Origin of the sequence: Pseudomonas sp. UBA5666 (assembly GCF_002420785.1) — a bacterium.
Lineage (GTDB): Bacteria > Pseudomonadota > Gammaproteobacteria > Pseudomonadales > Pseudomonadaceae > Aquipseudomonas > Aquipseudomonas fulva.
The window spans coordinates 245,516-269,334 of record NZ_DIIQ01000002.1 but is presented as its reverse complement, the minus strand read 5'-3'; the positions used below and the strand labels follow the sequence as shown (position 1 = coordinate 269,334).

The 23,819-nt window shown below is 52.9% G+C and carries 21 protein-coding genes and 2 pseudogenes; 13 read left to right on the top strand and 10 right to left on the bottom strand.

The window, feature by feature from the left end; all coding sequences use genetic code 11:
• Positions 1 to 6: 6 nt before the first annotated feature.
• The 5 genes and pseudogenes from B2Y33_RS01470 to B2Y33_RS01450 form a co-directional block, all read right to left on the bottom strand.
• Positions 7 to 804 (bottom strand): SDR family NAD(P)-dependent oxidoreductase, encoded by a 798-nt coding sequence (locus tag B2Y33_RS01470; RefSeq protein ID WP_028686766.1) that lies wholly within the window; start codon positions 802 to 804, stop codon positions 7 to 9.
• Positions 804 to 1,580, bottom strand: coding sequence for an alpha/beta fold hydrolase (locus B2Y33_RS01465; RefSeq protein ID WP_027913400.1), 777 nt, complete (start codon positions 1,578 to 1,580; stop codon positions 804 to 806). The genes B2Y33_RS01470 and B2Y33_RS01465 overlap by 1 nt, the downstream gene beginning before the upstream one ends.
• A 179-nt stretch (positions 1,581 to 1,759) precedes the next feature.
• A complete protein-coding gene (locus B2Y33_RS01460; RefSeq protein ID WP_027913401.1) occupies positions 1,760 to 2,335 on the bottom strand; it encodes a PIN domain-containing protein in 576 nt (191 codons plus the stop codon).
• Entirely contained in the window at positions 2,332 to 2,799 is a 468-nt protein-coding gene (locus B2Y33_RS01455; protein WP_027913402.1) for a helix-turn-helix domain-containing protein, read from the bottom strand. Before B2Y33_RS01455 ends, B2Y33_RS01460 begins: the two co-directional genes overlap by 4 nt.
• 212 nt (positions 2,800 to 3,011) lie before the next feature.
• Positions 3,012 to 3,659, bottom strand: a pseudogene (locus tag B2Y33_RS01450) (ATP-binding protein); the annotation flags it as partial.
• Positions 3,660 to 3,717: 58 nt separating this feature from the next.
• Here B2Y33_RS01450 and B2Y33_RS01445 point away from each other — a divergent pair.
• The 5 genes and pseudogenes from B2Y33_RS01445 (at position 3,718) to B2Y33_RS01430 (ending at position 8,323) form a co-directional block, all read left to right on the top strand.
• Positions 3,718 to 4,386 (top strand): TnsA endonuclease N-terminal domain-containing protein, encoded by a 669-nt coding sequence (locus B2Y33_RS01445; RefSeq protein ID WP_197873942.1) that lies wholly within the window; start codon positions 3,718 to 3,720, stop codon positions 4,384 to 4,386.
• Between the two features lie 2 nt (positions 4,387 to 4,388).
• Complete coding sequence (locus B2Y33_RS01440; RefSeq protein ID WP_023532294.1) at positions 4,389 to 6,266, top strand: Mu transposase C-terminal domain-containing protein; 1,878 nt, start codon at positions 4,389 to 4,391, stop codon at positions 6,264 to 6,266.
• 9 nt (positions 6,267 to 6,275) lie between these two features.
• Positions 6,276 to 7,163 carry a TniB family NTP-binding protein gene (locus B2Y33_RS01435; protein WP_241194851.1) on the top strand — a complete coding sequence of 296 codons (888 nt, stop codon included), beginning with the start codon at positions 6,276 to 6,278 and terminating at the stop codon, positions 7,161 to 7,163.
• A pseudogene (locus B2Y33_RS23115) lies at positions 7,163 to 7,585 on the top strand (TniQ family protein); the annotation flags it as partial. The gene B2Y33_RS01435 and the pseudogene B2Y33_RS23115, both read left to right, overlap by 1 nt.
• A gap of 63 nt (positions 7,586 to 7,648) precedes the next feature.
• The gene (locus B2Y33_RS01430) at positions 7,649 to 8,323 is read left to right on the top strand and encodes a hypothetical protein (RefSeq protein ID WP_225806726.1); all 675 of its coding nucleotides are present in this window, start codon (positions 7,649 to 7,651) and stop codon (positions 8,321 to 8,323) included.
• A 10-nt stretch (positions 8,324 to 8,333) separates the two neighbouring features.
• Here the strand turns inward: B2Y33_RS01430 and B2Y33_RS01425 are convergent, their stop codons facing one another.
• Positions 8,334 to 8,630 carry a DUF2188 domain-containing protein gene (locus tag B2Y33_RS01425; protein WP_232097628.1) on the bottom strand — a complete coding sequence of 99 codons (297 nt, stop codon included), beginning with the start codon at positions 8,628 to 8,630 and terminating at the stop codon, positions 8,334 to 8,336.
• Positions 8,631 to 8,664: 34 nt separating this feature from the next.
• On the opposite strand from B2Y33_RS01425, the gene B2Y33_RS01420 reads away from it, so the two are divergent.
• Entirely contained in the window at positions 8,665 to 9,033 is a 369-nt protein-coding gene (locus B2Y33_RS01420; protein ID WP_023532398.1) for a histone-like nucleoid-structuring protein, MvaT/MvaU family, read from the top strand.
• A 245-nt stretch (positions 9,034 to 9,278) separates the two neighbouring features.
• Here the strand turns inward: B2Y33_RS01420 and B2Y33_RS01415 are convergent, their stop codons facing one another.
• Entirely contained in the window at positions 9,279 to 9,467 is a 189-nt protein-coding gene (locus B2Y33_RS01415; protein WP_023532662.1) for an AbrB/MazE/SpoVT family DNA-binding domain-containing protein, read from the bottom strand.
• A gap of 618 nt (positions 9,468 to 10,085) precedes the next feature.
• Between B2Y33_RS01415 and B2Y33_RS01410 the strand changes: the two genes are divergently transcribed.
• The 5 genes from B2Y33_RS01410 to B2Y33_RS01390 all read left to right on the top strand — a co-directional run bounded on the left by B2Y33_RS01410 (position 10,086) and on the right by B2Y33_RS01390 (position 18,893).
• On the top strand, positions 10,086 to 11,069 hold the full coding sequence (locus B2Y33_RS01410; RefSeq protein ID WP_023532334.1) for an AAA family ATPase: 984 nt from the start codon (positions 10,086 to 10,088) through the stop codon (positions 11,067 to 11,069).
• Positions 11,070 to 11,093: 24 nt separating this feature from the next.
• Positions 11,094 to 13,508, top strand: coding sequence for a S8 family peptidase (locus B2Y33_RS01405; protein ID WP_023532820.1), 2,415 nt, complete (start codon positions 11,094 to 11,096; stop codon positions 13,506 to 13,508).
• Between the two features lie 229 nt (positions 13,509 to 13,737).
• Positions 13,738 to 15,195 carry an RES family NAD+ phosphorylase gene (locus tag B2Y33_RS01400; protein ID WP_206405092.1) on the top strand — a complete coding sequence of 486 codons (1,458 nt, stop codon included), beginning with the start codon at positions 13,738 to 13,740 and terminating at the stop codon, positions 15,193 to 15,195.
• A 397-nt stretch (positions 15,196 to 15,592) separates the two neighbouring features.
• Entirely contained in the window at positions 15,593 to 16,042 is a 450-nt protein-coding gene (locus B2Y33_RS01395) for an antitoxin Xre-like helix-turn-helix domain-containing protein (RefSeq protein ID WP_225806662.1), read from the top strand.
• Positions 16,043 to 16,361: 319 nt separating this feature from the next.
• Positions 16,362 to 18,893: an SIR2 family NAD-dependent protein deacylase gene (locus B2Y33_RS01390; RefSeq protein ID WP_206405093.1), complete on the top strand. Its 2,532-nt coding sequence runs from the start codon at positions 16,362 to 16,364 to the stop codon at positions 18,891 to 18,893.
• 176 nt (positions 18,894 to 19,069) lie between these two features.
• Here B2Y33_RS01390 and B2Y33_RS01385 read toward each other — a convergent pair whose 3' ends face one another.
• Genes B2Y33_RS01385 through B2Y33_RS01375 form a run of 3 tightly spaced genes read right to left on the bottom strand, consistent with a single transcriptional unit; the run spans position 19,070 to position 21,760 of the window.
• Complete coding sequence (locus tag B2Y33_RS01385; protein WP_104926633.1) at positions 19,070 to 19,510, bottom strand: cyclophilin-like fold protein; 441 nt, start codon at positions 19,508 to 19,510, stop codon at positions 19,070 to 19,072.
• A complete protein-coding gene (locus B2Y33_RS01380; RefSeq protein ID WP_104926634.1) occupies positions 19,507 to 20,718 on the bottom strand; it encodes an MFS transporter in 1,212 nt (403 codons plus the stop codon). The genes B2Y33_RS01385 and B2Y33_RS01380 overlap by 4 nt, the downstream gene beginning before the upstream one ends.
• A 13-nt stretch (positions 20,719 to 20,731) precedes the next feature.
• On the bottom strand, positions 20,732 to 21,760 hold the full coding sequence (locus B2Y33_RS01375; RefSeq protein ID WP_110606498.1) for an alpha/beta hydrolase: 1,029 nt from the start codon (positions 21,758 to 21,760) through the stop codon (positions 20,732 to 20,734).
• A 176-nt stretch (positions 21,761 to 21,936) separates the two neighbouring features.
• On the opposite strand from B2Y33_RS01375, the gene B2Y33_RS01370 reads away from it, so the two are divergent.
• Both B2Y33_RS01370 and B2Y33_RS01365 read left to right on the top strand, forming a co-directional pair.
• Positions 21,937 to 22,830: a LysR family transcriptional regulator gene (locus B2Y33_RS01370; RefSeq protein ID WP_104926636.1), complete on the top strand. Its 894-nt coding sequence runs from the start codon at positions 21,937 to 21,939 to the stop codon at positions 22,828 to 22,830.
• Between the two features lie 302 nt (positions 22,831 to 23,132).
• Entirely contained in the window at positions 23,133 to 23,756 is a 624-nt protein-coding gene (locus tag B2Y33_RS01365) for a hypothetical protein (protein ID WP_023532708.1), read from the top strand.
• The last annotated feature ends 63 nt before the right edge of the window (positions 23,757 to 23,819 follow it).

Genomic DNA, 23,819 nt, shown 5'->3' with positions numbered 1-23,819 from the left:
GCAGGTTCAGTTCTGGACGCTTTGCACCGAGCCGCCATCGACCCGCAGGTTGCTGCCATTGATGAACGAAGCCCGCTCCGAAACCAGCAGCGCGATCGCGGCCGCGACCTCTTCTGGCTTGCCTCGGCGCTTCTGTACGATGCCGGGTCGTTCCTCTTCCAGGAAGCTTTCGATGGCCTCCTCGAAGCTCACGCCTTTCTCTTCGGCGCGCTGCTTCATCATGCCATCGGTCATGTTGGTTTCAATAAATGCCGGCGATACCGTGTTGCACAGCACCCCATGCGCCGCTTCCTTGTAGGACAGGTTCTTGATGAACGCGGCCAGTGCGGCCTTGGCGACGTTGTACACCGCCTCTTCCCAGTAAGGCTGCACGGCATTCTCGGAGGTGATGCACACCAACCGCCCCCAGCCCCGTTTGCGCATCGCCGGAACGGTGGCCCGCGCCACGCGCACGGCGGTGAAGAAGTCGGTATCCCAGGCTTCCTGGTAATCCTCGTCCTTCATTTCCAGCGGGTCGCCTTTGGCGCCTGTTACCCCCGTGGTATGCACCACGATATCCACCTGGCCATAACGCTCTTCGGCTTGCCGGACCAAGTTATCCACCTCGTCCTGACTGGTCATGTCCGCCGCGATGAGCAAGGGCGCGCCACCCAGCGCCTTGACGGCATCTTCGAGCTTGTCCTGGTCGATGTCAGTCAACACCAGCTTCACACCTTCCTCGGCGAGGAGGTGGGCAGTGGCCAGGCCAATGCCGCCAGCTGCACCGCTGATCAGGGCCACACGGTTTTTCAAACCTAAATCCATCAACGATCTCCCAGGGAAAGTTCAGCAGCGATTGGTCTTGCGAAATCAAGCATCGGCTCGGCCAATGCCTGAGGGGTCTGGTAAGGCATCAGGTGGCCCGCACCGGGCAGGGTAAGCAAGGTGCCGTTGGGGAAGTGCGACAAGGTGGTGCGCCGCTGCTCTTGGGCGTCGGGCACCTGCTGGTCATCGGCGCCGCAGATCAGCAGGGCCGGATAGGGCAGCAGGCCGATGCGATCGCTCCAGTCCTCGCGACTGCCGTGATCGACCCAGGCACGCCAGGCGTCAAGGTTGACGGCCTGGGCGTCGGCGATGGCGACTTCGCGCAGCGCATCGGGCAGCCTGTGGTAGCTCGAGTCGTCGACGAAGGCTTCGGCTTGCTCCCGGCTGGCGGTGTAGGCCCGTTGCTGGTCGCGGTCTTCATCGCTCATCGGCTGGGGGCCGGGAGGCGATGGGGCCACCAGGATCAGGCCCCGAAGGTAGTCCGGGCGACGAGCGGCCAGCACGACCGCGACTTTGCCGGTCATCGAGTGGCCAACGAGGATGCAGTGCTTGAGCCCAAGCTCACGGATGCTCGCATCGACCTGATCGGCCATTTCTTCAACGGTATAGCCGGTGACGGCATTGGCATCGCCGTACCCGGGTGTGTTCAGGGCGATGCAGGCATGCGCTCGGTCTAGGTAAGGGACCGTGGCGGACCATGTTCGGTGCGAACCACCCAGAAAATGCATCAACACGAAGGTAACGGGACCGCGGCCTTGCTGGCTGTGTGGGAGCATCGAGCACCTGAAATCGTTCGCTTTGTAGATGGAAAGCGAAGCGGCTGGGGAAGTTCATTCAGGCATTGAGGGCGCTGGACAGCCTTGTTTCTGCCGGGGGGCGGGCACCAGGGTTCGCCCCTCAACCACTCCCGGGACGGTACTGCAGGGCCTCAGCCAGGTGCGTCCGGTCAAGATGGTTAGATCAGCAGCTCGTAGTTCGAGAGGTGCTTGACGGTCTCTGGGAGCCGCTGCTTGAGGAGGATGTCCAGCAGCTCGCGGGGTGAGTAAACCGGATTGTTAAGGGCTGCGCGCTGCTTCTGGACGGCCTTGAGCACAGCTGCCTGATCAAGGTCCCAGATGTCGGAGAGGAATACATCGGGATGCAACGCCTCGATCTCAAAACGTTTCAGAATCTCGGCCGGAAAATCTTTGAGGTTGTACGTGACAATCACCGAGGCGCCACATTTGATCGCTGCTGCCAAGACGTGTCTATCGTCTTCGTCTGGAAGGTCAAGCCCCTGCACAAGTGGCTCGTAGTCATTTACCAGAGAGTCAGGAATCGCCCGATTCATGAGTCCGACTGTGCGATAAAGTTGTGTTTCTGACACGTCGGGACGGTTTCTTAACACGTTTCGTGTCCATTCATCGTGGATTTGCTCGGACCAGCGCGCGCGATACGCGCCAGTCAGAGCCAGATGCATCAATAGGTCACGCAATGGTGCTGGATAAAGCACGCAGGCGTCGTAGATAACTGTAAAAGGTGAGTGCCTCATTGATAGCCCATATTAAGTTCTTGGGCTTGTGCAGCCAGTTCATCCATGGCGGCCTGGCTTGCTTTATCACGATCGGCCTTGTAGGCCATTAGGTCAGTAAATTTTACACGGCGGTGGCTGCCGGTTTTGGTGTGTGGGATTAGCCCCTCATCCAGCAGCTTGACCAAGTGAGGACGCGAGACGTTGAGCATATCGGCGCCCTCCTGGGTGGTCAGTTCCGCATGGATAGGCACCACCTTTACGGTGTTGCCCAAGGCCAGCTCGTTGAGTATGTCGCCAAGCAATCTGAGCGCGAACGTTGGCAGTTCAACAGTCTGCCGTTGCTGGGCTTCATCTACCAACTCAATGCGCTGAGTATCCAACTTGGTTGAGACGAACGCGGCAATCTGGCGGCTTGACTCAATAGCCGCGGTGATCGCTTTTTCATCTGGAAGGATGGCTTGAGCGAGATCGGCGGTAGTCATGGGTTGTCTCCAGTCGTTAAAAAGAATTCCGGCGCCTAGTACGACAGATAGCCAATTTATATTCGAAACAAACGAAATGCACAATATTCGAAACAAACGAAACGGCGAGTAGTGCTTGGGGAGGAGCGTCTACCCACCTGGAGGTTGATGCGATGTACAGGAGGTGAGGTGCTCCGGCCTGGTCAAGTGCTTCCAGCTACCGCGTTCGCCTCTCAACCACTCCCGGGACGGTACTGCAGGGCCTCAGCCAGGTGCGCCCGGCCAATTGCCGTGCATCCCTCGAGGTCTGCCAGTGTTCTGGCGACCTTGAGCAATCGGTGTGCTGCTCGCAGCGACAGCGTCAATCGTTCACAGGCGCCTTCCAACCAAGCTTGATCAGGTGCTGCCAAGCTACAGTGCTGGCGCAGGCCATCGAGGTTGAGGAATGCATTGGCGCACCCTTGCCGACGTTGTTGCACCTCCCGGGCGTGCGCGACCTGAAGGGCGACGTCGGCGCTGCTTTGCCCGCAAGGCTGGTTGTTGAGCGTGGTGCTCTCGCGCGCCACGGTCAGGTGCAAGTCGATCCGGTCCAGTAGCGGGCCTGACAGTTTGTTGCGATAACGGGATATCTGCTCGGTACTGCAGCGGCATCGCCCTGTAGGGTCGCCCAGGTAGCCGCAAGGGCAGGGGTTCATGGCAGCGACGAGCTGAAAGCGGGCGGGAAAGCGCACTTTATCCCGCGCCCTGGCGATTACGATCTCGCCAGATTCCAGGGGTTCACGCAGCACTTCCAGTACCCGGCGCTCGAATTCGGGCAACTCGTCCAGAAACAGCACCCCGTGGTGGGCCAAGGTGATTTCCCCGGGCTGCGGCCGGCTTCCGCTGTAAGATACATCGATAAATGTCAAAATATAACCTACTAAACACCGGTATTTGACAATGATCAATAAAACACCAGCTCCTTTGACCATGCCGGCTCGTAAGATCGGCATCAAGAGCCGCAGTGTGACCGGCATCGTCCCCAAGCTAGGTCACTATGAGTCAACGCTGGAGCGAGATTTCATGGAAATTATTCGATTCGAGGGGGGATTCACATCCTTTACGCCGCAACCGCTCAAGATCGAGTTCCGTGGTAAAAGCCGGGAAGTTGAAGGATACACCCCTGATGGGCTTATTCATTTCAGTGAAGGCAGCGATGCGCGCAAGCCGCTTCTGTTCGAGATCAAGCACCGCGAAGACTTTCGGAAGGATTGGCGCAAGCTAATACCGAAGTTTAGGGCCGCTAAGAAATACTGCGCAAGCGTGGGTTGGGAGTTTATGGTATTGACAGAGAAGGAAATTAGAACTCCATATCTGACAAATATAAAGTTTCTTTGGCCGTATAAAAATGCTGCTCTTGATCAGGCCGTGGCTGAAGTAATAATAAATAAACTAGATCAGTTGCGCAGAACGACAGTTTCATCTCTTTTGGAGTCGATGGCTGTTGACCAAAATAAGCGTGCCCACTTGATAGCGCCAATGTGGACTTTGGTAGCGATAGGCAAGATAAGATGCAACCTTAATGCCCCGCTTACCATGAAGTCTGAAATATGGCTTGATGGAGAGTGACTGTGAAGACCATTAAGGTTGGTGAGCGCGCATTTAACTCTGGGCGAGAATTGATTGTTCTCGAGATCATAGGTCTGGATAGCGCAATTGTTAAATATCTGGATACGAAAGAAACCAAATCGGTACTTCTGGTTGATTTATCGATAAATCCACCTGGCACAAATCAAAAACTGATCTCTCTTGGAGCGATTCACAAGCACCAATGGGAGAATCTACGAGCGAAATTCAGGCTGCTCAAACCACTGCTCAATTCGGGTGACAAAAGCGACGCTGACTATGAGGCTGTAGCAAAAGCTGCAGGGAAAAGTGTACGGACCATTTACAGGTGGATTGAGCGCTATCGAGAAACTGAACTTCTAACCGGGCTAATGCGGTCCGCGAGGTCGGACAAGGGAAGTTACAACTTGTCGACAGAGCTGGAAGAGGTTATTACTGAGCAAATCGATAGTGTTTACCAAGTCCTAGAGCGTCCAAGTGTTAAAGCCCTTTACGATGCAATATGTGCTGAGTGTAGAAAAAGAAACTTACAGCCACCTCATAAAAATACTATTGGCAAACGAGTCGCCAATCTGCCACCTCGCGAAAATGACAAGAAACGACTAGGCGTCAAAAGGGCGAGAGAGATCTATTCGCCATTACGCGGTAGCTTTCCTGGTGCAGACTATCCTAACGCTGTAGTCCAGATCGACCATACACCTGTAGATATAATATTGGTGGATGAAGAGCATCGCTTACCAATAGGGCGTCCTCATTTGACCTTAGCTATCGACGTCGCAACGAAGCTTGTTACTGGGTACTACCTCTCGTTGGACCCTCCAGGTGCTCTGTCGGCTGGATTGTGTATTGCGCATGCAGTAATGCGAAAGGACGTTTGGTTGGCCAAAAGAAACATAGATGTTGAATGGCCGATCCACGGAAAAATGGTGAAGATTCACGTAGATAACGCAAAAGAGTTTCGCGGTCAGATGCTAACGCGTGCCTGCGATGAGCACGATATAATTCTTGAGTGGCGGCCAAGAGGTCAGCCGAATTATGGCCCGCAGATCGAGCGAGCGTTCAGAACATTCATGTCGCAAGTGCATACTATTCCAGGAACTACGTTTTCCAATGTGGTAAAGAAGCTTGACTACGATTCTGATGGAAAAGCTTGCATGACCCTTGGAGAATTCGATCACTGGTTTGCGGCTTTTATTTCATCAAAATATCATCACTCGCCGCATAAAGGAATTGATGGCATTGCGCCGATTAGCATGTATTACCGTTACGTGCATGGTACAGATACTCAATTGGGCGTAGGATTTCCGGCTCCAATCGAAGATGAGGATAAGTTTCGCTTGGACTTCATGCCTTTTGAAAATCGATCTATTCAGAAAAGCGGCGTGACAATCAATCACATCCATTACTACGCTCCAGTACTGCGTTCCTATATCGGTATCAAGGATGGGGCGTCCAAAAAAAGTAAGAAATATATTTTTGCATACGATCCACGTAATTTAAGTGTTATCTATTTCTATGATGACGAGGGCATGGCTTATCATCCCATCCCATACGCCAATGGGAGTCGCCCAGCCATAAGCTTGTGGGAATTGAACGCTTGCCGGAACCGACTCAAAGATGATCCATCTTTAGAAATAGACGAAGATATGATTTTTGCTGGCTATGAGATGATGCGTGAAATTGAGGCGAGAGCTATCGAAAAAACAGGTTTAGCAAAGCAGCAACGCGCTGCTGACAAACGAAAGCGTCGTATGTCAGAACGCAGGAGATCTTGGGCTGAAGCACACGGAGCTTCAAAAACTGTTGTCGAAGTTGCCGATAATCACGAGGCAGCTGCGAGCGAAGATGATGAAGTCATCCTACCGTTTGATGAAATTCACTAGGAGCGCGCAATGAGCTATCCACATCTTCAACCCAAAACTGCTTCGATTGTAGATCGCTCTCAAGATGCGCGTATCAAGTGGATGAGAGAGCGGCGCTGGTTCGGATACCCGCGTGCTCAGGAAATCATTGACGAACTCGAAGAGCTATTAGTTTACCCGCGCGTTGATCGTATGCCTAACCTTTCAATTGTCGGGCGGACTAATAACGGTAAGTCAAGTATTTGTCGAGAGTTCTATTTACGCCACCCTGTGGATGAAAACCCAGAGGGCGAGCACATTATTGTCCCAGTGCTTTATGTCGAGTGTCCTGGTACTCCTTCAGAGGGAGGACTTTACGCCGAGATACTGAGAGCGCTTTATGAGAAGTCCATACCAGGTTCAGTTGAGGCCCAAAAAAGTCGTGTAATCTCAGTAATGCGCAGCATTCAGGTCAAAGTGTTAATTATTGATGAGCTGCATAATCTTGCAGTCGTGGGGTCTATCAAGCAGCATCAGGTGCTCACATCGTTGAAATATCTCAGTAATACACTAAGGATCTCAATTGTTGCCTGTGGTGATGCACGGCTTCCGCGCATTATGCGAATCGATGAGCAGATAGAAAATAGATTTCGAACTGCAGTGATTCCCAAGTGGAAATGCGATAAGGCATTCAGGCAGCTTTTGATGTCTTTTGAGCGTACTCTCCCATTGCGAGAAGCATCGAATCTCCATGATAAGGAGTTGGCGACAATTCTTTATGCTAAGTGTGAGGGCACGATTGGCGAACTGGCAGAGCTGTTGAAGCAATTGGCGCAGCGGGCCATCATGAACGGCGAAGAAAAAATTACTATTCAAGCCGTTATTGATTGCAAGTATGTCTCGCCAAGTGACCGAAAAAATAGTCTGTCGGAAATTTAATGTTGCCGCTTCATACGCATCCCAGGCCAGGCGAAATTCTCTCGTCTTGGCTTGTCCGTCTTGCACTTGAAAATGGGCTCCCCGTACACACTTTTTACTACTCTCTTTTGCAATATCATGGGCAAATATGGACCCGCGACATTGATCGGCACCCGCCCCAAGGCCTGCTCAATACTGTTGCTAAAGCAACCGGGCAGACTTTGAAACGGGTGACGAGTCTGTGCTTGACTTCATACGAAGGTCGCCTATACGAGCATCTACCGATTAATGGAGATGCACCATGGTTGATGCCTGCGGGAATCTATCATCGAACTCGGAAGCGTCCGGGTATGCAATTCTGTCCAGCATGCCTCAGCTGTGATGATTTCCCTTATTATCGAAAGTTATGGCGTACATCTCTTGCCGCTATGTGTGAGTTGCACCGTTGCAGTCTTTATGAGTATTGTCCTAACTGCCAAGCACCGATAGTCTTTCATCAGCATGGGATGGGACGCTTCAAGAATGTGAAGCGGGAGGCTGGAAGATTCTGCCATCATTGCCATTTTGATTTTTCTATGATTACCGTTCCTGTAGTGGATGCAAGTTCATCATTGGTAGATGGCTATGCCGACCTATTACTAACCCTTTCTTGTGATCAAAAACACTACCTTGACCTGGCAGGTGGAAACGAGTTTCTCCTATTCAAGGGTGTCCGCGCAATTGTAGGCGCTTTAGGTGGTCGCAATGGCGGACGGCTTCGACACGAACTTGGTATCTTGCTCCATCTGCCACTGTCGCCCGATAAGGGCAAGGACTTTGAGTATCAAAGCGCTCAATTTCGCCTAAATTTGATGTTGACAGTGGTCTGGTTGCTGAAGAAATGGCCAGAGCGCTTTTGCGAGGTATGTTCTGAGGCTGGATTCACGCGTTCTAGGTTTTCAGAAACTTATAGTGAGGTGCCCTTCTGGGTGATGTCTGTGATAGACGAGCATTTGAACACCGCCGCGGTTAGTCATTCTTACGAAGAAGTTGAATCTGCTGTGAAGTGGTTGCAAGCCAATGGCGAATTAGTTTGCTGGAAGTCACTTGGAAACCTGCTTGGGCTCAAGCGTGATAGTGCTAAGTCAGCTCTAAAAATGTGGATGGTTCAGGCTGGATTGCCTCAAGGCGCTAAGCCTTGAGGCAATTGTCCTATCCTTTGATATTACGCGGATCGTTACCTGGGGCAATTGTATCTTTTGCACGAATCTTTCCATCTCGGCCTTTGGTGGTAAGCTCTCCACCACCCTGATTTTTTAACATGTCTCTTGCGGCCTCCTGTGCTTGCGCTTGAGTATCATGGACACTTGATGCTCTTTCGGCATCATTGCGCTTATTTTCCCATGTCCCGTCTGGTCTCTGAGAAATCGTCCTGTCCTGCGGTTTACTCATTTCCGCCATCTCCATAGATAATAATGTCAGCAAGCTGGACGTGATCTTGTCCAACATTTGATAATAGCTCATCGATGAAAAGGAGTAGCAAATGTCCCGCCTAGCAGAATTTCGTGCGTTGGAACAGCAACTGGCCGCTCAATTGGCTGAGCTGGAGTCGCTCAAGAACGACCAAGGGTTGAAGCGTGAAATCGAGTTTGAACAAAAGCTTCGCGAACTCTTGGCAGGGTATGGCTTCAGCTTGCATCACATCGTAGCCATCTTGGATCCACAGGCCATGACGCGACGTGCGCCCGCACCAATCGGGGAGAAGCCAAAGCGCAAAGCACGAGAGGTCAAGCGATACACGAATCCCCACACCGGCGAGGTTATTGAAACTAAAGGCGGAAATCATAGGCTGCTGAAAGCCTGGAAAGCAGAATACGGTACCGAAATAGTCGATAGCTGGCTTGCTGATTAAATACTTCAGATGGCTGCGCGGTGACGCTGCGTCTACCGCTACGCTGCCTCGACAAGGCTAAGAAGCCTCTGGCATGAATGGCCTCACGCCAGCGCATGAGAGTCTGCTTATCGACAGCTCGCCAGTCTCTGCGGCCGCTGCTTTGCACTGGCGGCCGTGTCCAAATCAGTTGGGAAAACTCGCAGCTTGGGTACGGATTGAGCTGCGATCGAAGCCACCTCTGTTTAGATAGGGCTCTACTGTTCTCATCGTGCGTGTCCCATTGCCCGAACGGGTTTCAGCACGATCAAACCTTCAATGAGCTCAATGCTGAGTTCGTCTCCGACAGTGAGGCCGATTTCCTCCAAGATTTCTGTAGGAAGCTCGACGATGACATCACCGGTATCGTCTCCAGGGTCTTGGCACTTCACGATAACTGGCATTGGCTTGCTCATCTGTAACGCCTCCGCTTCGGTTCCGAAGAGCTGCATTTTACTACGCCGGCCAAGGACGACGCGTGGGCCCATCGGTAGAGTGGATGATTCAGAGCGCATTAGATCCGCTGGAGCTCCGTCACAATCGCATCATCCTCGCTTACTCAGGGCGTGGTGATCAGCTTGTCCAGCCGGTACCAGGAGCCTACTGATGACCCGTAGCGCCTATGCTAATGGGCCTCCAATTCACTTGGCTCCTAGGAAAGGCCCAGACCGGAATACCTCCGAATCGCAAGCTGTACGATTTTCTGTATTCGAATGTGCCAATTCTAGTTCGGGCTGTGGGCCAGCAACCGCATGTGCCGCATCAACGGCAGGTTGCAGCAATTGGCACCATTCGTCGATTGAACTCGAAAACTCTTATGTCTCTGCTGGCAGTACTGGACAAATAGCCACCATAAGCGATACTCTACATAGACGTTAGTGTAAGAGTTTTTGCACTTAATAACCAAATTTTTGGAAGGGAGTCCAAATATGTTAGCTCTTATTGATTCAGCCTGTTAGTTGTACTGCTTAGGGCAAGAATTAGTTTCATGAGTTGACCGCTCTGAGAAACAACCTAAATGCAGGACATGTTAAATGGCTAATGGCAAGATTCTTCGGCAACTATTTAAAGCAGGTACTCTCGGAGACCCTGCGGCGTTTCGTCGTGCCTCCGAAGCGATAATTGAAGAAGAGCGGCAAAAGCAGCATCACTTGCTGGCAAATGACTTAGAACAGATCCTCTATGGTGGTGATATGCATGTTAAATCTGCTCGCAAGCCGCAATTTTCTGCCGAAATCCCTGTCGACAAAGAACGGGGCTTGCCCTTACTCGATATCAGCACGCCAAAACGGTCGCTAGAAGAGATAATACTTCCAGAAAGCAGTTCGATTATGATCGAGGAGATGCTGGAAGAGCATCGCCGAGCCGATGTCCTTCGTAGTTATGGGATGAAGCCTTCTGGTAAGGTGATCTTCTTCGGACCACCAGGTTGCGGTAAAACTCTTGCAGCCGAAGTCATAGCTTTCGAACTCGATCGTCCGTTGGCAATTGTACGACTGGACGCATTAGTTTCGTCTTTTCTGGGCGAGACAGCTGCTAACTTAAGAAAGGTCTTTGAGTTTATTTCAAAGCATCAAATGGTTGTTCTTTTTGATGAGTTTGACGCCATTGGTAAAGAGCGCAGCGATGGTTCAGAGCATGGTGAACTTCGTCGAGTTGTGAATGCGGTTTTGCAAATGATGGATGCCTACGATGGTCAAAGCTTGATCCTCGCCGCGACAAATCATGAAAATATCCTGGATTCAGCAATTTGGCGCCGGTTTGATGACGCTATTGAGTTCCCGTTGCCAGACCGAAAACAGCTTGAATCATTATTGAAACTCAAGTTGCGAGGTATTCGCCGCCAGTTCGAGCTAGATGACGTTGAAATGCTTGCAGAGTTTGATGGCAAAAGTGGCGCAGACGTTGAGCGTGTTGTAAGGCGTGCCGTAAAGCGTATGATATTGCGGAATCAAGAGTTCCTCACCATCAAAGAGTTGCGTAACGCCTTGGTGCGTGAGGGGCTGCGAAAACACTAATCCGTAGCTTTCAAGGATGATCAATTGGCGACCTATAAGCACCTGAGCTTCGCTCGTGAGAACCGGGATAATCAACGACGGACGAAGCCGCCACCCCAGTTCAAAAAACGCGAGGACTTGCAAGGTCACGGTCAGAAGCTAAACGGCTACTTTGCGACTGCGGAAGGCATTGCACGTAAGCAACTGCGGTCTGCGGAGAACTCTCCCTTTGTTCTCAAGCTCCGCTATGACGGTGCGATGACGTTCGACAGCCTCCAAAAGCACGGCTTGGAATTCATCAGCCAAGAGGGTAAGCAGATCTGCGTGGTCTTCGCAACCGAGGCAGGCCTGGCTATATTTCAGGATCACCTGAACAAGCTTGGTATGGCGGGTGAAGAGCTTACTTACAAACAGATCCTGGAGGCGATTGAGGGCATTGATGCTTGGTCTGCCGATGATCGTAAGAGCTGGGCATTGCGGAACGTCGGGTTGCCTGATGGCGATACCTTCAAACTCGACGTTGAGCTATGGCCGCACCAGATTAGCAACAGCCCTATGCGCCTTCGCCTCTGCGCTGCCTTTGAAAAATGGCTCGAAGAGTCGAAAATTGCGACCATCCACAAGCTCAACTTTGACAGCCTGGTGATGTACCGAGTCGAAGTGAATGCAGCTCAAGCAGCAATGCTTTTGGATCATAGCGATGTGCGAATGGTAGACCTCATTCCACAGACCGGCATCACCTATCCCCAACTTAACCGTGATATTGCGGAGCTTCCGTTGGATATCCCACGACCACATAAAGATGCGGCACGTGTCTGCATTCTGGACAGTGGTATCAACACAGGTCACCCGCTGCTCAAAATGGCCATTGGCGAGAGCGCGTCCTTTGTGGCAGATCAGGACGAGTTCGACGAGGTAGGCCATGGCACAGCTGTAGCGGGCATCGCTCTGTATGGGGATGTGGAAGCCTGTGACCGAGGTAATTACTGGCGACCCGAATTTTGGCTCTACAACGGTAAGGTCATGCGCAAGTGTCCGGATAGAAATCACGCTGTGTATGACGAGCAAACCGTCGAAGCAACGCTGACGGAGGCCGTGGAGCACTTCGTCGGACTGGGCTGCAGGATTTTCAATCTATCGTTGGGTAACACCAATGCTCCCTACGATGGCTCTCATGTCAGAGGGTTGGCGTACATCCTCGATGTGCTTGCTCGCAAACACAACGTGCTGTTCGTAGTGTCCACCGGTAATTTTTCCGGTTCCGAAGACCCAGCCGTTCCCCTGAACAGCTGGCGTGACGAGTACCCTGACTACCTTCTGCACGAACGTAGCGTGATCATCGATCCGGCCCCTGCGTTGAATGTGCTGACGGTGGGAAGTGTTGCCCGACATGATGCGACTTTTGACAGTCAACGTTACCCAGAAATCTCTCAGCTAAGCCCTGCTTGCGAAAACCAACCTTCGCCATTCACGCGGCACGGCCCGTCTGTCAAAGGTGCGTTCAAGCCTGATCTAGTCGCTCCGGGTGGTAATTTGGCCTGCCCGGTGCACCTACGTGATTATCAGTGGCGAGCGGACATGAAAGGATTAGGTGTCCTGACCATGAATCACGAGTTCCAGGGCCGTACCCTGTTCAAGGAAACCAGTGGAACCAGTTTCTCGGCACCCTACATCACGCACCTGGGTGGCCGCCTGCTAAACGAATATCCGGACGCCTCCGCTAATCTGCTGAGGGCCATGCTGGTGAATCATGCAGCGCTGCCCAGAGAAGTTGAGAGCACCTTCCCGGAGGAGATGGCACAGAGTTACAAGGATAATAAGGCAACTCTCCATCGAGAGATCGCTCGCGAAGTGAGCGGTTACGGGTTGGTGAACGAAGGTGATCTGTTCCGCTCTTCGGACAACTGCGTGGTTCTCATGTGCGAGGAGACCATTGAAAAGGACTCATGTCAGTTTTACGAGTTACCTCTGCCTGCCTCCTATCTTCGAAGCGCCCGAGGCACTCGAGAGCTCACCGTAACGCTCGCTTACTCCCCTGCCGTGCGGACGACCCGCCTCGAGTATCTCGCCACGCAGATCAGCTATCGCTTGGTCAAAGGGACTTCGCTTGATGAGGTTCAAGCCTTCTTCAACAAGGACACGCAGAAGGAAGCGGAGTCTCGGCAGGACGACGCCACAGGTAACCGCGACATCAGCTCTCAGCAAAGAAGCCGGGGTACTGTTCAGTCGTCGAAATGGACCTTCAGGCAGCGTAATCCCAAAGAGAAGTGGTTCGTCGTAGTGACTCGCCAAGACCGCGATTGGAATCACCAGGATGTGTTGGATAAAGAACCATACGCGCTGGTTGTGACTGTAGCTGACCGTGATAACGAACAGGCTCAGTTGTATACCGAGATCCAAGCGACGCTTGAGATTCAGCTACGCGCACGCGAAGAGGCTCGTCAGCGGGTCGGGTTTTAACAGTCACCTCATTCGGTCGTGACCGCTTCAGTTTCTGGGGCGCGCGCGACCATTGTCCGGGTAGCCGGCGGAGCGATGCCCGGACAGTGAGGAGCATCAGGGCGATAGCTATCGCAATAGTCTAGTGCCTTACGACACGCTTCAGGTCTTTCTGTTGGGGGCTGCGCTACCAGCATAGATACTCTAACCAAGCCCTTTGGATCTATCACACACAGGAGAGTGGCCCGCGATGCGCGAGCATGATGATGAATGCAATCAGGTCTGCGCATCGTGCGTGGCAGAAGGTTTTCTGCACCAAGTGATTGATAGCAAAAAAGAGAAGGTCTGCAGCTATTGTCATGAAGCTGCCGTTCCCTGCATCTCCATTTTTGAGCTTGCGGATCTCGTCGAGGAGGCGTTCGAGAACCATTTCGAGCGTACCCCATCTGACCCAAGCGATTATGAGTTTGCACTCATTAAAGATCGCGAGATTGACTATTTCTGGACCCGAAATGGCCAACCTGTCCTTGATGTCATCATCGAGATCACATGCTGCGAAACTGAAGTGGGTGAGGACCTACTCTCAATTTTGAGTGAGCGACACGGGTCATACTCCCCTGGCGATCCTTGGGAAGGTGAGGATGAGTTCGATCCTGGCTCCTACTACGAAAGGGCTGGTGCCAGTAGCATGCATTGGCATTTCCAGTGGCGTCGACTGGAATCCGCGCTGAAATACGAAAGCAGGCTTTGCAACCGAGATGTGCTTAAGCTATTCCAAAGTGTCTTCGCCGGGCTAGACCAAGCTAGGACTTATCACGGCGGTGTCGCGATCATCGACGCAGGCCCAGAAAGTGAGCTTCAGGGGGTATATCGGGCGAGAGAGTTTCAAAGTCAGAGCGCCCTAAAAAAAGCCTTAGAGAACCCGGTGCAAGAGCTTGGCCCACCTGACGGCTCTATCGCTCGCGCCAACCGCATGAATGCCTCTGGCATCTCAGTTTTCTATGGTGCCAAGGATGCGGGTTCTGCTCTTGCAGAGATCCGGCCTGCGGTTGGTAGCAATGTCGTTGTTGCTCATTTTCTTTTCACTCGCCCACTTCGGTTGCTGGATCTGCGAACTCTGGAGTCGATCACCTGCAAAGGTAGTCTTTTCGATCCAGAGTATGCGCAAGAAGTAGAGCGCGTCGCTTTTCTGAGAACGCTGACCAAGCTGCTGACTATGCCTGTCATGCCAAACGAGCAAGACCGCGAGTATTTGATGACCCAGGCGGTTGCCGACTATCTCGCATCGCTCGATGAGCCATCGCTGGACGGTATCGTTTTTCCTTCAGTCCAAGACGGTGTGGGTGAAAATGTCGTTCTTTTCCACAAGGCCTCCCTTGTCGAACCGTTGCAATACCCGAGTGGCACCCGTGTCAGGGCAGATCTGATTGACTTTGATCCAGAGACGGAGGATAGCTACCCGTCTTACTCCATCCACGTCAGTCAGCCGGAAAAACCAATCGAGAGGAAGGAAGCGGAATTCACTGGCTTCGAACCTAACTGGTTGTATAAACGTGAAAGGGAGACCTCACTGAGGCTCGTGATGGATTCGATCATCGTGCACGCCGTGAAAGCGGTGCGGGTAGAGACCTCTCAAGACCGAGTTTTTGTGAGCCATGGCACTCACTCCGATAATCCGGAGATCGATTCGCTGCCAGGAGATTTTTAGCCTGTGGCCTCGACGCAGCGCTGATGGAACTTTGGCCATGACGACAAACACTTGCAGCATCTCTCAGGTCCTGAACTAGATGAGCAGCTCAACAAGGGTGAGGTGGGCCTTCGGTAGGTTGAGGTTCGACTAGCTGTTGCGGACTACGTCATTCTCTGGGGGCAGGTACACCGGCACGCCAAGAAATTTTCAGTGGCTTGATCAGGCGCTTTGAGAGACAGATTAACATAGCCCAAGCTGCTGCCCCTTCTTTTGACCAGCCCTAAACACCTGGAAGAAAAAGCTGAAGACCATATCGATTGATTTTGGCGCAGAGGCCACCTGACGCAGAGCCTTCGGCTGAGAATGATCTCAGAGCGCTCAGCGGAGTAGACTGTCGATACAGATCGATAAGGTTATGGTGAGCAGTATGCGTCTGTCCCCAGAGCAATCCTCGGTCGGCTTGAGGGTGGCATTGCGAATTATCAGCGCTTGGGAGGCAACGCCCGCGCAAGCGTGCAAGATCCTTCGCATTTCCCTTTCGACATACCGGCGCGTGATAGCAGATGGTCACCAGTGTCGCCGACTGGATCGAGATCAGCAACAGCGCATAGGTTTGGTGTTGGGCATCCATGCCACATTGCGAACGATTTTTACCAACCAGGCAAACGTGCGCAGCTTTCCGCGACTCAAGAACGAAAATGATTTCTTTGCAGGGGGCTCTCCGCTTGAGTTCATGTCGCAAGGAAGCATGATTTCACTCTACGAAACCTTCAGGCATGTCGAGCAACTAAAACTACCTTGCCATCAAGCAGCAATGAGTTTCCAGTTCCTGAACAGCGGTGGGCTAACCGACGCGACTCACTGAATGGGGAATACTGCATTACCCCGGATTTCTTAGACACAACTGGCGGGCAGCAGTGGGGGGCTCCGCCCGCTCAGATACGCCGCAGTCGATCCTGTGGTGGGAAAGTGATGTTATGGCACTCACGGTCGTGCGGATGCAAGTCAGGAGACTAGTGTCATAAAAATCACCTCAAGTGATGGCAAATTGCCAATACCCTGTGACATGATTGTGCCAATAAGCAGGCTTTGACAGTCAGGTAAACACCATCTGATCAGGGCTCGGCATTCGCCAATAATCAGATTCGTCAGGAAGTCTGAGCGTCAAAGGGAGATTGAAGTACATGTCCGATGTCATCGCTGAAGCTTTGAAAAAATTCTTTCAAAAGGCTACTGATCCGATCCTATTCACAGGGGCAGGTGTATCGGTCAAAGCGGGTTTACCTACGTGGCGGGGACTTATTCGTGACCTCGCCGCGGGCGTCAGGCCTTTCGATTCCGCCACAGCTGACATGATGACAAAGCGCGCTGAAAAAGGCGATCTCACCACCGCAGTAGACTATTTCATGTTGAGCGATGACATGAATACAGGCGACAAGTACAATTTGATATCCAGTCTATTGTCAGAATACGATGCGAACGCAATCTCTGACGTAGCAAGCATTCCATTTAAAGGGTGTCTCACGACAAACTTTGATGAGAGTATTCTTCAAGCCATCGGGACCGCCAAAGGTAAACGTCCAAGAGACTACAAGTACGGGGACGCATCTTTTAAACAGGCTCAGTGGGAAGAAAAGCAATTCGTTGCGAGAATCCATGGCGCTGTCGAGCACCCGGAATGCATAGTATTATCCAAGCAGCACTTTGAGAACTTGTTAAAGGATGAGACGTATCTGGAATTGCTGCGCACATGTTTTTCGCACAGAAACGTCCTGTTTCTTGGCTTTTCCTTCTACGATCCAGCCATCCGCCACGTATTTGGTGAGCTTGATAAAAAATTCGGAAGCTCCTCAGCTGGCCGACATTTGGCTTTGCTCCCCTCCGACATAGACTCAGAATTCGTCCAAAAGGCCCACCACTTGAATATTGAGGTTGTGAGGTATGACGCCAAAGATAATCACGCGGCCTTATGGTCTGGATTGGCGCAGTTTAATAGCGCCAAGGATGGCCTTACAGCCGAAGCAGCCAAGAACTCTCCGTTCAGCTTCACCAAGCAATTTTTGGCCACATGCTATGCTAGGGCACACGCAGGATCTTCTAAGGCTCTGAGAGTTGCGGTGGCAGAAGGAGTCGTATCCGCCCTTCTTCAAGAATGCGCTCCACAGTCTATCAGTATCGCTGAGCTAACCGAGAAAATGCGGCTCACGCTCGGCGTCAACAGTGGGGAGGTAATCTACCTACTGGAATCCGCATTGAGTTCATTAATGGACTCTGGTCTTTGTGCCTATCAAGCTGACGACACATATGTGTGGGTTGGGGATCAAGAAGAGTCAGATCTCTTGGGTACTGTGATGGCCCGATTGGTTGAAAGTACTGTCAGCCGAGCTTACGTGTCGGAAGGCTGGGATGTGCCTGAGAACGTACGCACCGTAATCGGTCGATTCTTTGACGGTATTATTAATCGCCGTGGGTGGGACTTAGGCGTAGCATTTTCCGCAGGGCGAGTGCCTGAGGCCATATCGGTGGCATCGCTAATGAACGAGTGTGCCCATGACATCTTCACGTTTGACAAAGAACGGCTGCTGCGAGTGCTTCAGAATCAGTTTGCCCATCCGACCGTTGAGGAGGCCGAAATCCTTTCCGAGTTGGGACGATTGAGCTTTGCGATCGAACTGGCATTCAAGTCCCCTCATTCGATCCTGCTGAGCAAGGCTATCCTGCCGAGGAAGATTTACTTCGACGCCAGCGTTGTGCTCCCGATTATTGCGGAAGGGCATGCCTACACCACACTCTATAAACAGGCTATTGCGAAGCTCAAGGAAGCCTCCAGCTCCGCAGCAGTTAGTCTAAAGCTCCTAGTGGCAGACGTTTATCTCAATGAAATAATTAATCATAAGGCCAAAGCGGAAGCTTATTTCAGAGAGGCTGGCGATGACTTCAAAGCCATCGCCATGAGCGATGCAATGTACAGCGGTTCTACAAACACGAACGTATTCATTGCTGGCTACGCTAATTGGATCGCCAATAACCCGGAGATCACGTTCCCGGACTATCTAGCTCGGTATGCTCCGTTCAGCAATGAGTCCAAGCTTAGGACCTGGTTGATCAAACAAGGTTTTGAGGTCGTTTCAATACCTAAAAACACTGTATTTTCAGAGCTCTACAGCATCATGGAACGGGCGTATGCAAATTCCCTGTCACATGGTAAAACGCCTTTGCTGATTGAGCATGATGCTATTCAGGTCTCAGTGCTCAGTAGCGAATTTGAAAAGGGCGAAAAAGCTATTTTCGTGACAGCAGATCGGCGGCTAAAAAATGTGTTGGTTAACACAAAATATCATGATTCTGCTGAGCTCATGATTAGCCACGTCGGCCTGATACAGTTTATTGAAGTAATGCTTGGAGGAATTCAGCAAGGCGTCGGTCTCGCGCAGCTGATATGGAGCTCAAAAGTTTCGGAGCGGGCGCATGCTGTGAGATCTTATTTCACGTCCAAAGCGTTGCAGCAATACGACGCAAGTATGTTAATGACGATGCCCGAAATCATCGATAAATTTGCTGACTTTGCGCATGCTGAGTTGGATAAGGCTGGCGAAAACTTAGACATTGACGATCCGACTAAGCGGGTCAAGGCGTTTAAGGCTCTGGGTATACTCGAAAAGCGATATTTTGAGAGTATGAAAGCCGCCATGAAAAATGTGGATCAAGCTGAATGAAATCCCTTTGTAATCGGCCTGAATGACTGCTATTGGCAGATTGTTGCCCTTCGTGAAGGGCAGCTTCGGGTCGAAGGCGGTCATTCCCGACTGGTCGCTTTCGACCCATAGCTGCCGTTCGTGGAGGACAGCAAACGGCTTGTATCAGACACTCATCAGGTCTAGCGATGCACCACCTAGTCCATAGAGAAGTGAACGGACACATTCCCCTTCCCCAGAGTCTCGATAAGCTGATCGGGGCTATCAACTCGTCCCAGGTGGGAGTAGGCGTAGATTGACTCAAACGTTTGGTAGAAGATCACCAGCGTATCGTTGCCGTATAGCATCAGATCTCCATTGCGGATGGTGCCAGGCCTCGCCGCACGGGTAGGAAGCCGCTGCGGCAAGGTCGCGTACTTCTCATTGGCGTTGAGTTCGGTCATGTCCAGAGTCAAGGGCAATAACTGAGCGAGTGCCCGTGCGCTTTCATTATCGTCCAAGGTAATAGCGAAGCGCTTGTCACCAATGGTCATCCACATAAGTTTCTCCTTCGGCTTAGGCGCCGCAATTACGTAGCCACTGAGCATCAGCAGCAGGCAGAGCCAGATGCCCGCACGGCACAAATGCAGGCTGATCATGGAGAATCCTGACTTCGGCCTGGTTGTACACGCATGGCCATGAGTGTCATAGCCGCACCAATCAATAGAATGGCCGCACTGGTAGTAAAGGTGCTCTGGTAGCCGCTGTGGTCAAACAGCCAGCCCCCCAACATCGAACCCGAGGCGATGGCAAATTGCACCACTGCCACCATCAACCCACCACCGGCCTCGGCGTCGTTGGGCATCGCCTGAGCGACCCAGCTCCACCAGCCCACAGGCGCTGCCGTGGCCATCAGTCCCCACAGGCCCAGCAGGATCGCCACCGGCACTACTGCGCTGCCAACTGGGATCAGCGAGAGGGCAATCACCGCCATCAGCAGCGGAATAGCTATCAACGTGCGGTACAGTCCCTTCTTCAGCAGGGCGCCGATCAACAACGTCCCCCCCAAGCCGGCAACGCCAATCACCAGCAAGAGCAGCGACAGCATTGTGGCGTCAACCTTCGTCACCGTTTCCAGGAACGGCCTGAGGTAGGTGAACAGCGCGAACTGCCCCATGAAGAAGGCGCCGCAAGCCGCGATGCCGAAGGACACCGAACGAGTCCCAAGCAGCCTGAAAACGTTGGCCGCACCTCGCTTGCGCACCTGGGCCGGCATGCTGGGCAGGCTGAACCATTGCCAGACCAGTGCGATGACCGCTACCGGCACCAGGCAGAGAAACGCGCCGCGCCAGCCGACCACCGACCCCAGATAGCTGCCTAGTGGCGCCGCGATCACCGTGGCCAGCGCATTACCGCCGTTGAAAACAGCCAGCGCCTTGGGCACCTGATCATCTGGCACCAGGCGCATCGCCGTTGCCGCTGACATAGACCAGAATCCGCCGATGACAACACCAATCAACGCTCGTCCGACCATGTAGAGGGTGAAGCTCGGTGCGAGCGCTACAACAGCGCCGGATATCGCCATAAGGCTCGTAAGGATAAGAAGGAGCGTTTTGCGATCCATGCTTCTGGCTAGCCAGGTGATCGACAGGCTGGTCAGCACGGCAAAGGCACCGGAGATCGCGATGCCTTGCCCTGCCGCTCCTTCGCTGACATGCAGATCGACTGCCAACGGTGTCAGCAGACTGACAGGCATGAACTCCGAGGCGATCAGGGCAAAGACGCAGAGCGTCATCGCCAACACCCCGCCCCAGTGACTAGGGCGGGACAGTGGCTGGTCAGCGTGAACAGTAAATGAGGTATTCATGGTGCCCACCGGATCACTTCAGGCCGTTTTGGAAGAACTGGGTGAGCTTTTCGAAAGGAATGAGTTTCACCCGGTCATACAGGTCGACGTGTCCGGCGCTGGGGACGATGTAGAGTTCCTTGGGCTCACCAGCCAGGCGGAATGCCTCCTCACTGAATTCGCGCGAATGGGCGTTCTCGCCAGCGATGAACAGCATCGGGCGAGGGGAGATGGTCTCGATATCCGCGAACGGATAGAAGTTCATGAACTTGATGTTGCTCGTCAGCGTTGGGTGGGTGGTCAGCTCGGAGCTGGAACCTGCCGGCGTGTACTCACCACGAGGCGTGCGGTAGAAGTCGAAGAACTCGCGCTGGATCGGATTGGTATCGTCCCTCAGCTCGTGCACGGTGCCGCTGGTGTACTGAGTCTTGCCGCCGGCGAACTCCACATAGCGCTGCTCGGCTGCTGCTGAGATTGCTTGCTTGCGTTGCTCCAGAGTTTGCGAATGCTTGAGGCCGTTGCGATTGGCGGCGCCCATGTCATACATGCTGACCGTTGCGATAGCCTTCATTCGCGGATCGATCTTGGCCGCACTTATCGCGAAGCTGCCGCTGCCACAGATGCCCAGCACGCCGATGCGCTGCCGATCTACGAACGCCCGAGTTCCGAGATAATCGACAGCCGCACTGAAGTCTTCTGCGTAGAGGTCTGGGAGAACGGCGTTACGTGGGCTGCCCTCGCTCTCGCCCCAGAACGACAGATCTAACGCCAGGGTCACGAAGCCTCGCTCCGCCAGTTTCTGGGCGTACAGGTTGGAACTCTGCTCCTTAACCGCGCCCATGGGATGGCCAACAATGATTGCCGGGCTTCGGGCGGTCATACCTACTCCTTTAGGGATGAAGAGGTTGCCCACGACCTTCATTTGGTACTGGTTCTTGAAGGCGACCTTCTCCATGGTCACCTTGTCGCTCTTGAAAAAATTGTCTGCACCGTTGGACATATCGGCTCCGAGGGCTGTGACCGAGCTGAGCAGAAGGCCCAGGGCTACAAGGAGTTTCTTCATTGGGTCATCTCTCACGGGTTGAAGATCGATCGTCGAGTGTTCTGACGATTGCTTGGGCCGCTCGCGTGCAAAACACACGAGGGCCTAGAGCATTGTCGTGAAAGATTGAGACTTTGATTAGCTAATTAATGCTAAAAGCCGCTATAACCTCTGCTACTGAATAAGAGGATTGACGCATGCCTCGGCACAATTTCAACGACCTACAAGCCTTCGTGACGGTGGCTCGCGAAGGCAGTTTCACCCGCGCGGCAGCACACCTGGGTGTAACCCAATCTGCGGTAAGTCAGGTTGTGTCAGCGTTGGAGGCCCGGTTGCAGATTCGCCTGCTTACACGCACCACTCGCAGTGTTTCGCTGACGGCGGCGGGTGAACGCCTCATGCATACCATCGGCCACCGTTTCGATGAGATCGAAGCCGAGCTAGATGCGCTGACCGAATTGCGGGACAAGCCGGCGGGCAAGATTCGTATTACCTGTGGCGACAACATCATCAAGACGACCTTGCTGCCCAAGCTGATACCCCTTCTGGCGACCTATCCAGACATCAAGCTCGAATTCGATATCAACTACGGCTTCCGAGATATCGTGGCTGACCGCTTCGATGCCGGGGTGCGGTTTGGCGGTACCGTAGCGCAAGACATGATCGCCATGCCGATCGGCGGCGATCTGCGTATGGCCGTGGTTGCCGCCCCCAGCTATTTCACTGAACATCCCACACCCAAGCATCCTAACGACCTTGCTTCGCATAGGTGTATCGACATCCGTTTTCCCACCTACGGGGGAGTGGAGGCATGGGAGTTCGAGCGCAAAGGCAAGAAATTGAGGGTGAGGGTTGACGGGCAACTGGTGTTCAACACCACCACCCATATCGCTGACGCAGCAGTCGGAGGCCTGGGCATCGCCTACCTGCCCGAAGACGAGTTTTTCCCTTACCTTGAAGAGGGCCGATTGATCCGGGTACTGGAGGACTGGTGCGAGCCTTATTCTGGCTATCACCTCTACTACCCCAGCCGCAGACAACCTTCCCCGGCCTTCGCTCTTGTACTTGAGGCGTTGCGTTTGACGAAGTAGATGCGTAAGTGACGGGAGCAGCTCCACATCATTGTCCGATATGTCCGCTTATGGCCGACATATTCCCTCAAACGAACGGCAGCTTTGGGTCGATTGCGGTCAGTCACGATCAGCCGCTTTCGACCCATAGCGGACGTTAGACAACCTTGGGGTGCGTGCGCTCGCGCATAGAAACTGGGTTTACACGCCATTTGCTTCTTGTCCCGGTCAGCAAAACTCTGTTCGTCGAGAACTATTGTAGGGTCTTGAAGCATCCGATTGTGTGATGTTCAATGGAGCAATCATTTTCATTGAGTACAGCCATGACCTTCACTGAACCGTGCGCTGACCTGCGGGGGCGACTCACCCACACGGCAAATAATTCCGCTCTTTACGCTTCTCTTGTTGCGGCCCAGGGGTGGCGTGATATCAGTGAGCAGGTGGGGTACAGCGCGGATCCTGGATACCGATTGATTCGCGTTGACGATCGGTTGAGTGCAGTTGGCAGCAATGAATTCGAGATCGCGTTGGTAGACGATGTCCGATCAGCAGTGGCGTATTACGACAAAGTCACACTCGTGAGCATCCCGGAAGCTGGTAATCGGCTGGCTGCGCGTAATCAGATCTGGCGATCGGCCGACGTTAATCACATCTTGCCCCTCCGCGAAATTACCCAAAAAGTGCTTTTTGGCTACATAGCCCAGCTTTACAACCTCATCCTTGCGGAAGGCGACATGCCTAGCGGCGGCAGATTCTATTGGCATCGCCAGGTTTCCCGGGCGATTGAGGCAGGTTTTTATGTGTACGTCTACGAAAGCACGACGGGAGGCTTTCGATCGATTTCAACGCAGCACGCGCTGAATGACTTATTGGATCAAATATGGTCGGCGGACAAACCGGAGCCGTTTTTAGCACTCGTTTCGACTTTTGCTCTCATCAGTCAGTAAGCGTTTATAAGGGCGGTGTTGTGGGGCGATCAGAGATTTAACCACTTCCCCCCCCCCCCCTCC

What these genes read in the sequence shown, in the direction of transcription:
- B2Y33_RS01470 (WP_028686766.1), bottom strand. Translation starts at nt 804, where the DNA reads ATGGATTTAGGTTTGAAAAACCGTGTGGCCCTGATCAGCGGTGCAGCT.
- B2Y33_RS01465 (WP_027913400.1), bottom strand. Translation starts at nt 1,580, where the DNA reads ATGCTCCCACACAGCCAGCAAGGCCGCGGTCCCGTTACCTTCGTGTTG.
- B2Y33_RS01460 (WP_027913401.1), bottom strand. Translation starts at nt 2,335, where the DNA reads ATGAGGCACTCACCTTTTACAGTTATCTACGACGCCTGCGTGCTTTAT.
- B2Y33_RS01455 (WP_027913402.1), bottom strand. Translation starts at nt 2,799, where the DNA reads ATGACTACCGCCGATCTCGCTCAAGCCATCCTTCCAGATGAAAAAGCG.
- B2Y33_RS01445 (WP_197873942.1), top strand. Translation starts at nt 3,718, where the DNA reads ATGATCAATAAAACACCAGCTCCTTTGACCATGCCGGCTCGTAAGATC.
- B2Y33_RS01435 (WP_241194851.1), top strand. Translation starts at nt 6,276, where the DNA reads ATGAGCTATCCACATCTTCAACCCAAAACTGCTTCGATTGTAGATCGC.
- B2Y33_RS01430 (WP_225806726.1), top strand. Translation starts at nt 7,649, where the DNA reads ATGGGACGCTTCAAGAATGTGAAGCGGGAGGCTGGAAGATTCTGCCAT.
- B2Y33_RS01425 (WP_232097628.1), bottom strand. Translation starts at nt 8,630, where the DNA reads ATGTTGGACAAGATCACGTCCAGCTTGCTGACATTATTATCTATGGAG.
- B2Y33_RS01420 (WP_023532398.1), top strand. Translation starts at nt 8,665, where the DNA reads ATGTCCCGCCTAGCAGAATTTCGTGCGTTGGAACAGCAACTGGCCGCT.
- B2Y33_RS01415 (WP_023532662.1), bottom strand. Translation starts at nt 9,467, where the DNA reads ATGAGCAAGCCAATGCCAGTTATCGTGAAGTGCCAAGACCCTGGAGAC.
- B2Y33_RS01410 (WP_023532334.1), top strand. Translation starts at nt 10,086, where the DNA reads ATGGCTAATGGCAAGATTCTTCGGCAACTATTTAAAGCAGGTACTCTC.
- B2Y33_RS01400 (WP_206405092.1), top strand. Translation starts at nt 13,738, where the DNA reads ATGCGCGAGCATGATGATGAATGCAATCAGGTCTGCGCATCGTGCGTG.
- B2Y33_RS01395 (WP_225806662.1), top strand. Translation starts at nt 15,593, where the DNA reads ATGGTGAGCAGTATGCGTCTGTCCCCAGAGCAATCCTCGGTCGGCTTG.
- B2Y33_RS01390 (WP_206405093.1), top strand. Translation starts at nt 16,362, where the DNA reads ATGTCCGATGTCATCGCTGAAGCTTTGAAAAAATTCTTTCAAAAGGCT.
- B2Y33_RS01385 (WP_104926633.1), bottom strand. Translation starts at nt 19,510, where the DNA reads ATGATCAGCCTGCATTTGTGCCGTGCGGGCATCTGGCTCTGCCTGCTG.
- B2Y33_RS01380 (WP_104926634.1), bottom strand. Translation starts at nt 20,718, where the DNA reads ATGAATACCTCATTTACTGTTCACGCTGACCAGCCACTGTCCCGCCCT.
- B2Y33_RS01375 (WP_110606498.1), bottom strand. Translation starts at nt 21,760, where the DNA reads ATGAAGAAACTCCTTGTAGCCCTGGGCCTTCTGCTCAGCTCGGTCACA.
- B2Y33_RS01370 (WP_104926636.1), top strand. Translation starts at nt 21,937, where the DNA reads ATGCCTCGGCACAATTTCAACGACCTACAAGCCTTCGTGACGGTGGCT.
- B2Y33_RS01365 (WP_023532708.1), top strand. Translation starts at nt 23,133, where the DNA reads ATGACCTTCACTGAACCGTGCGCTGACCTGCGGGGGCGACTCACCCAC.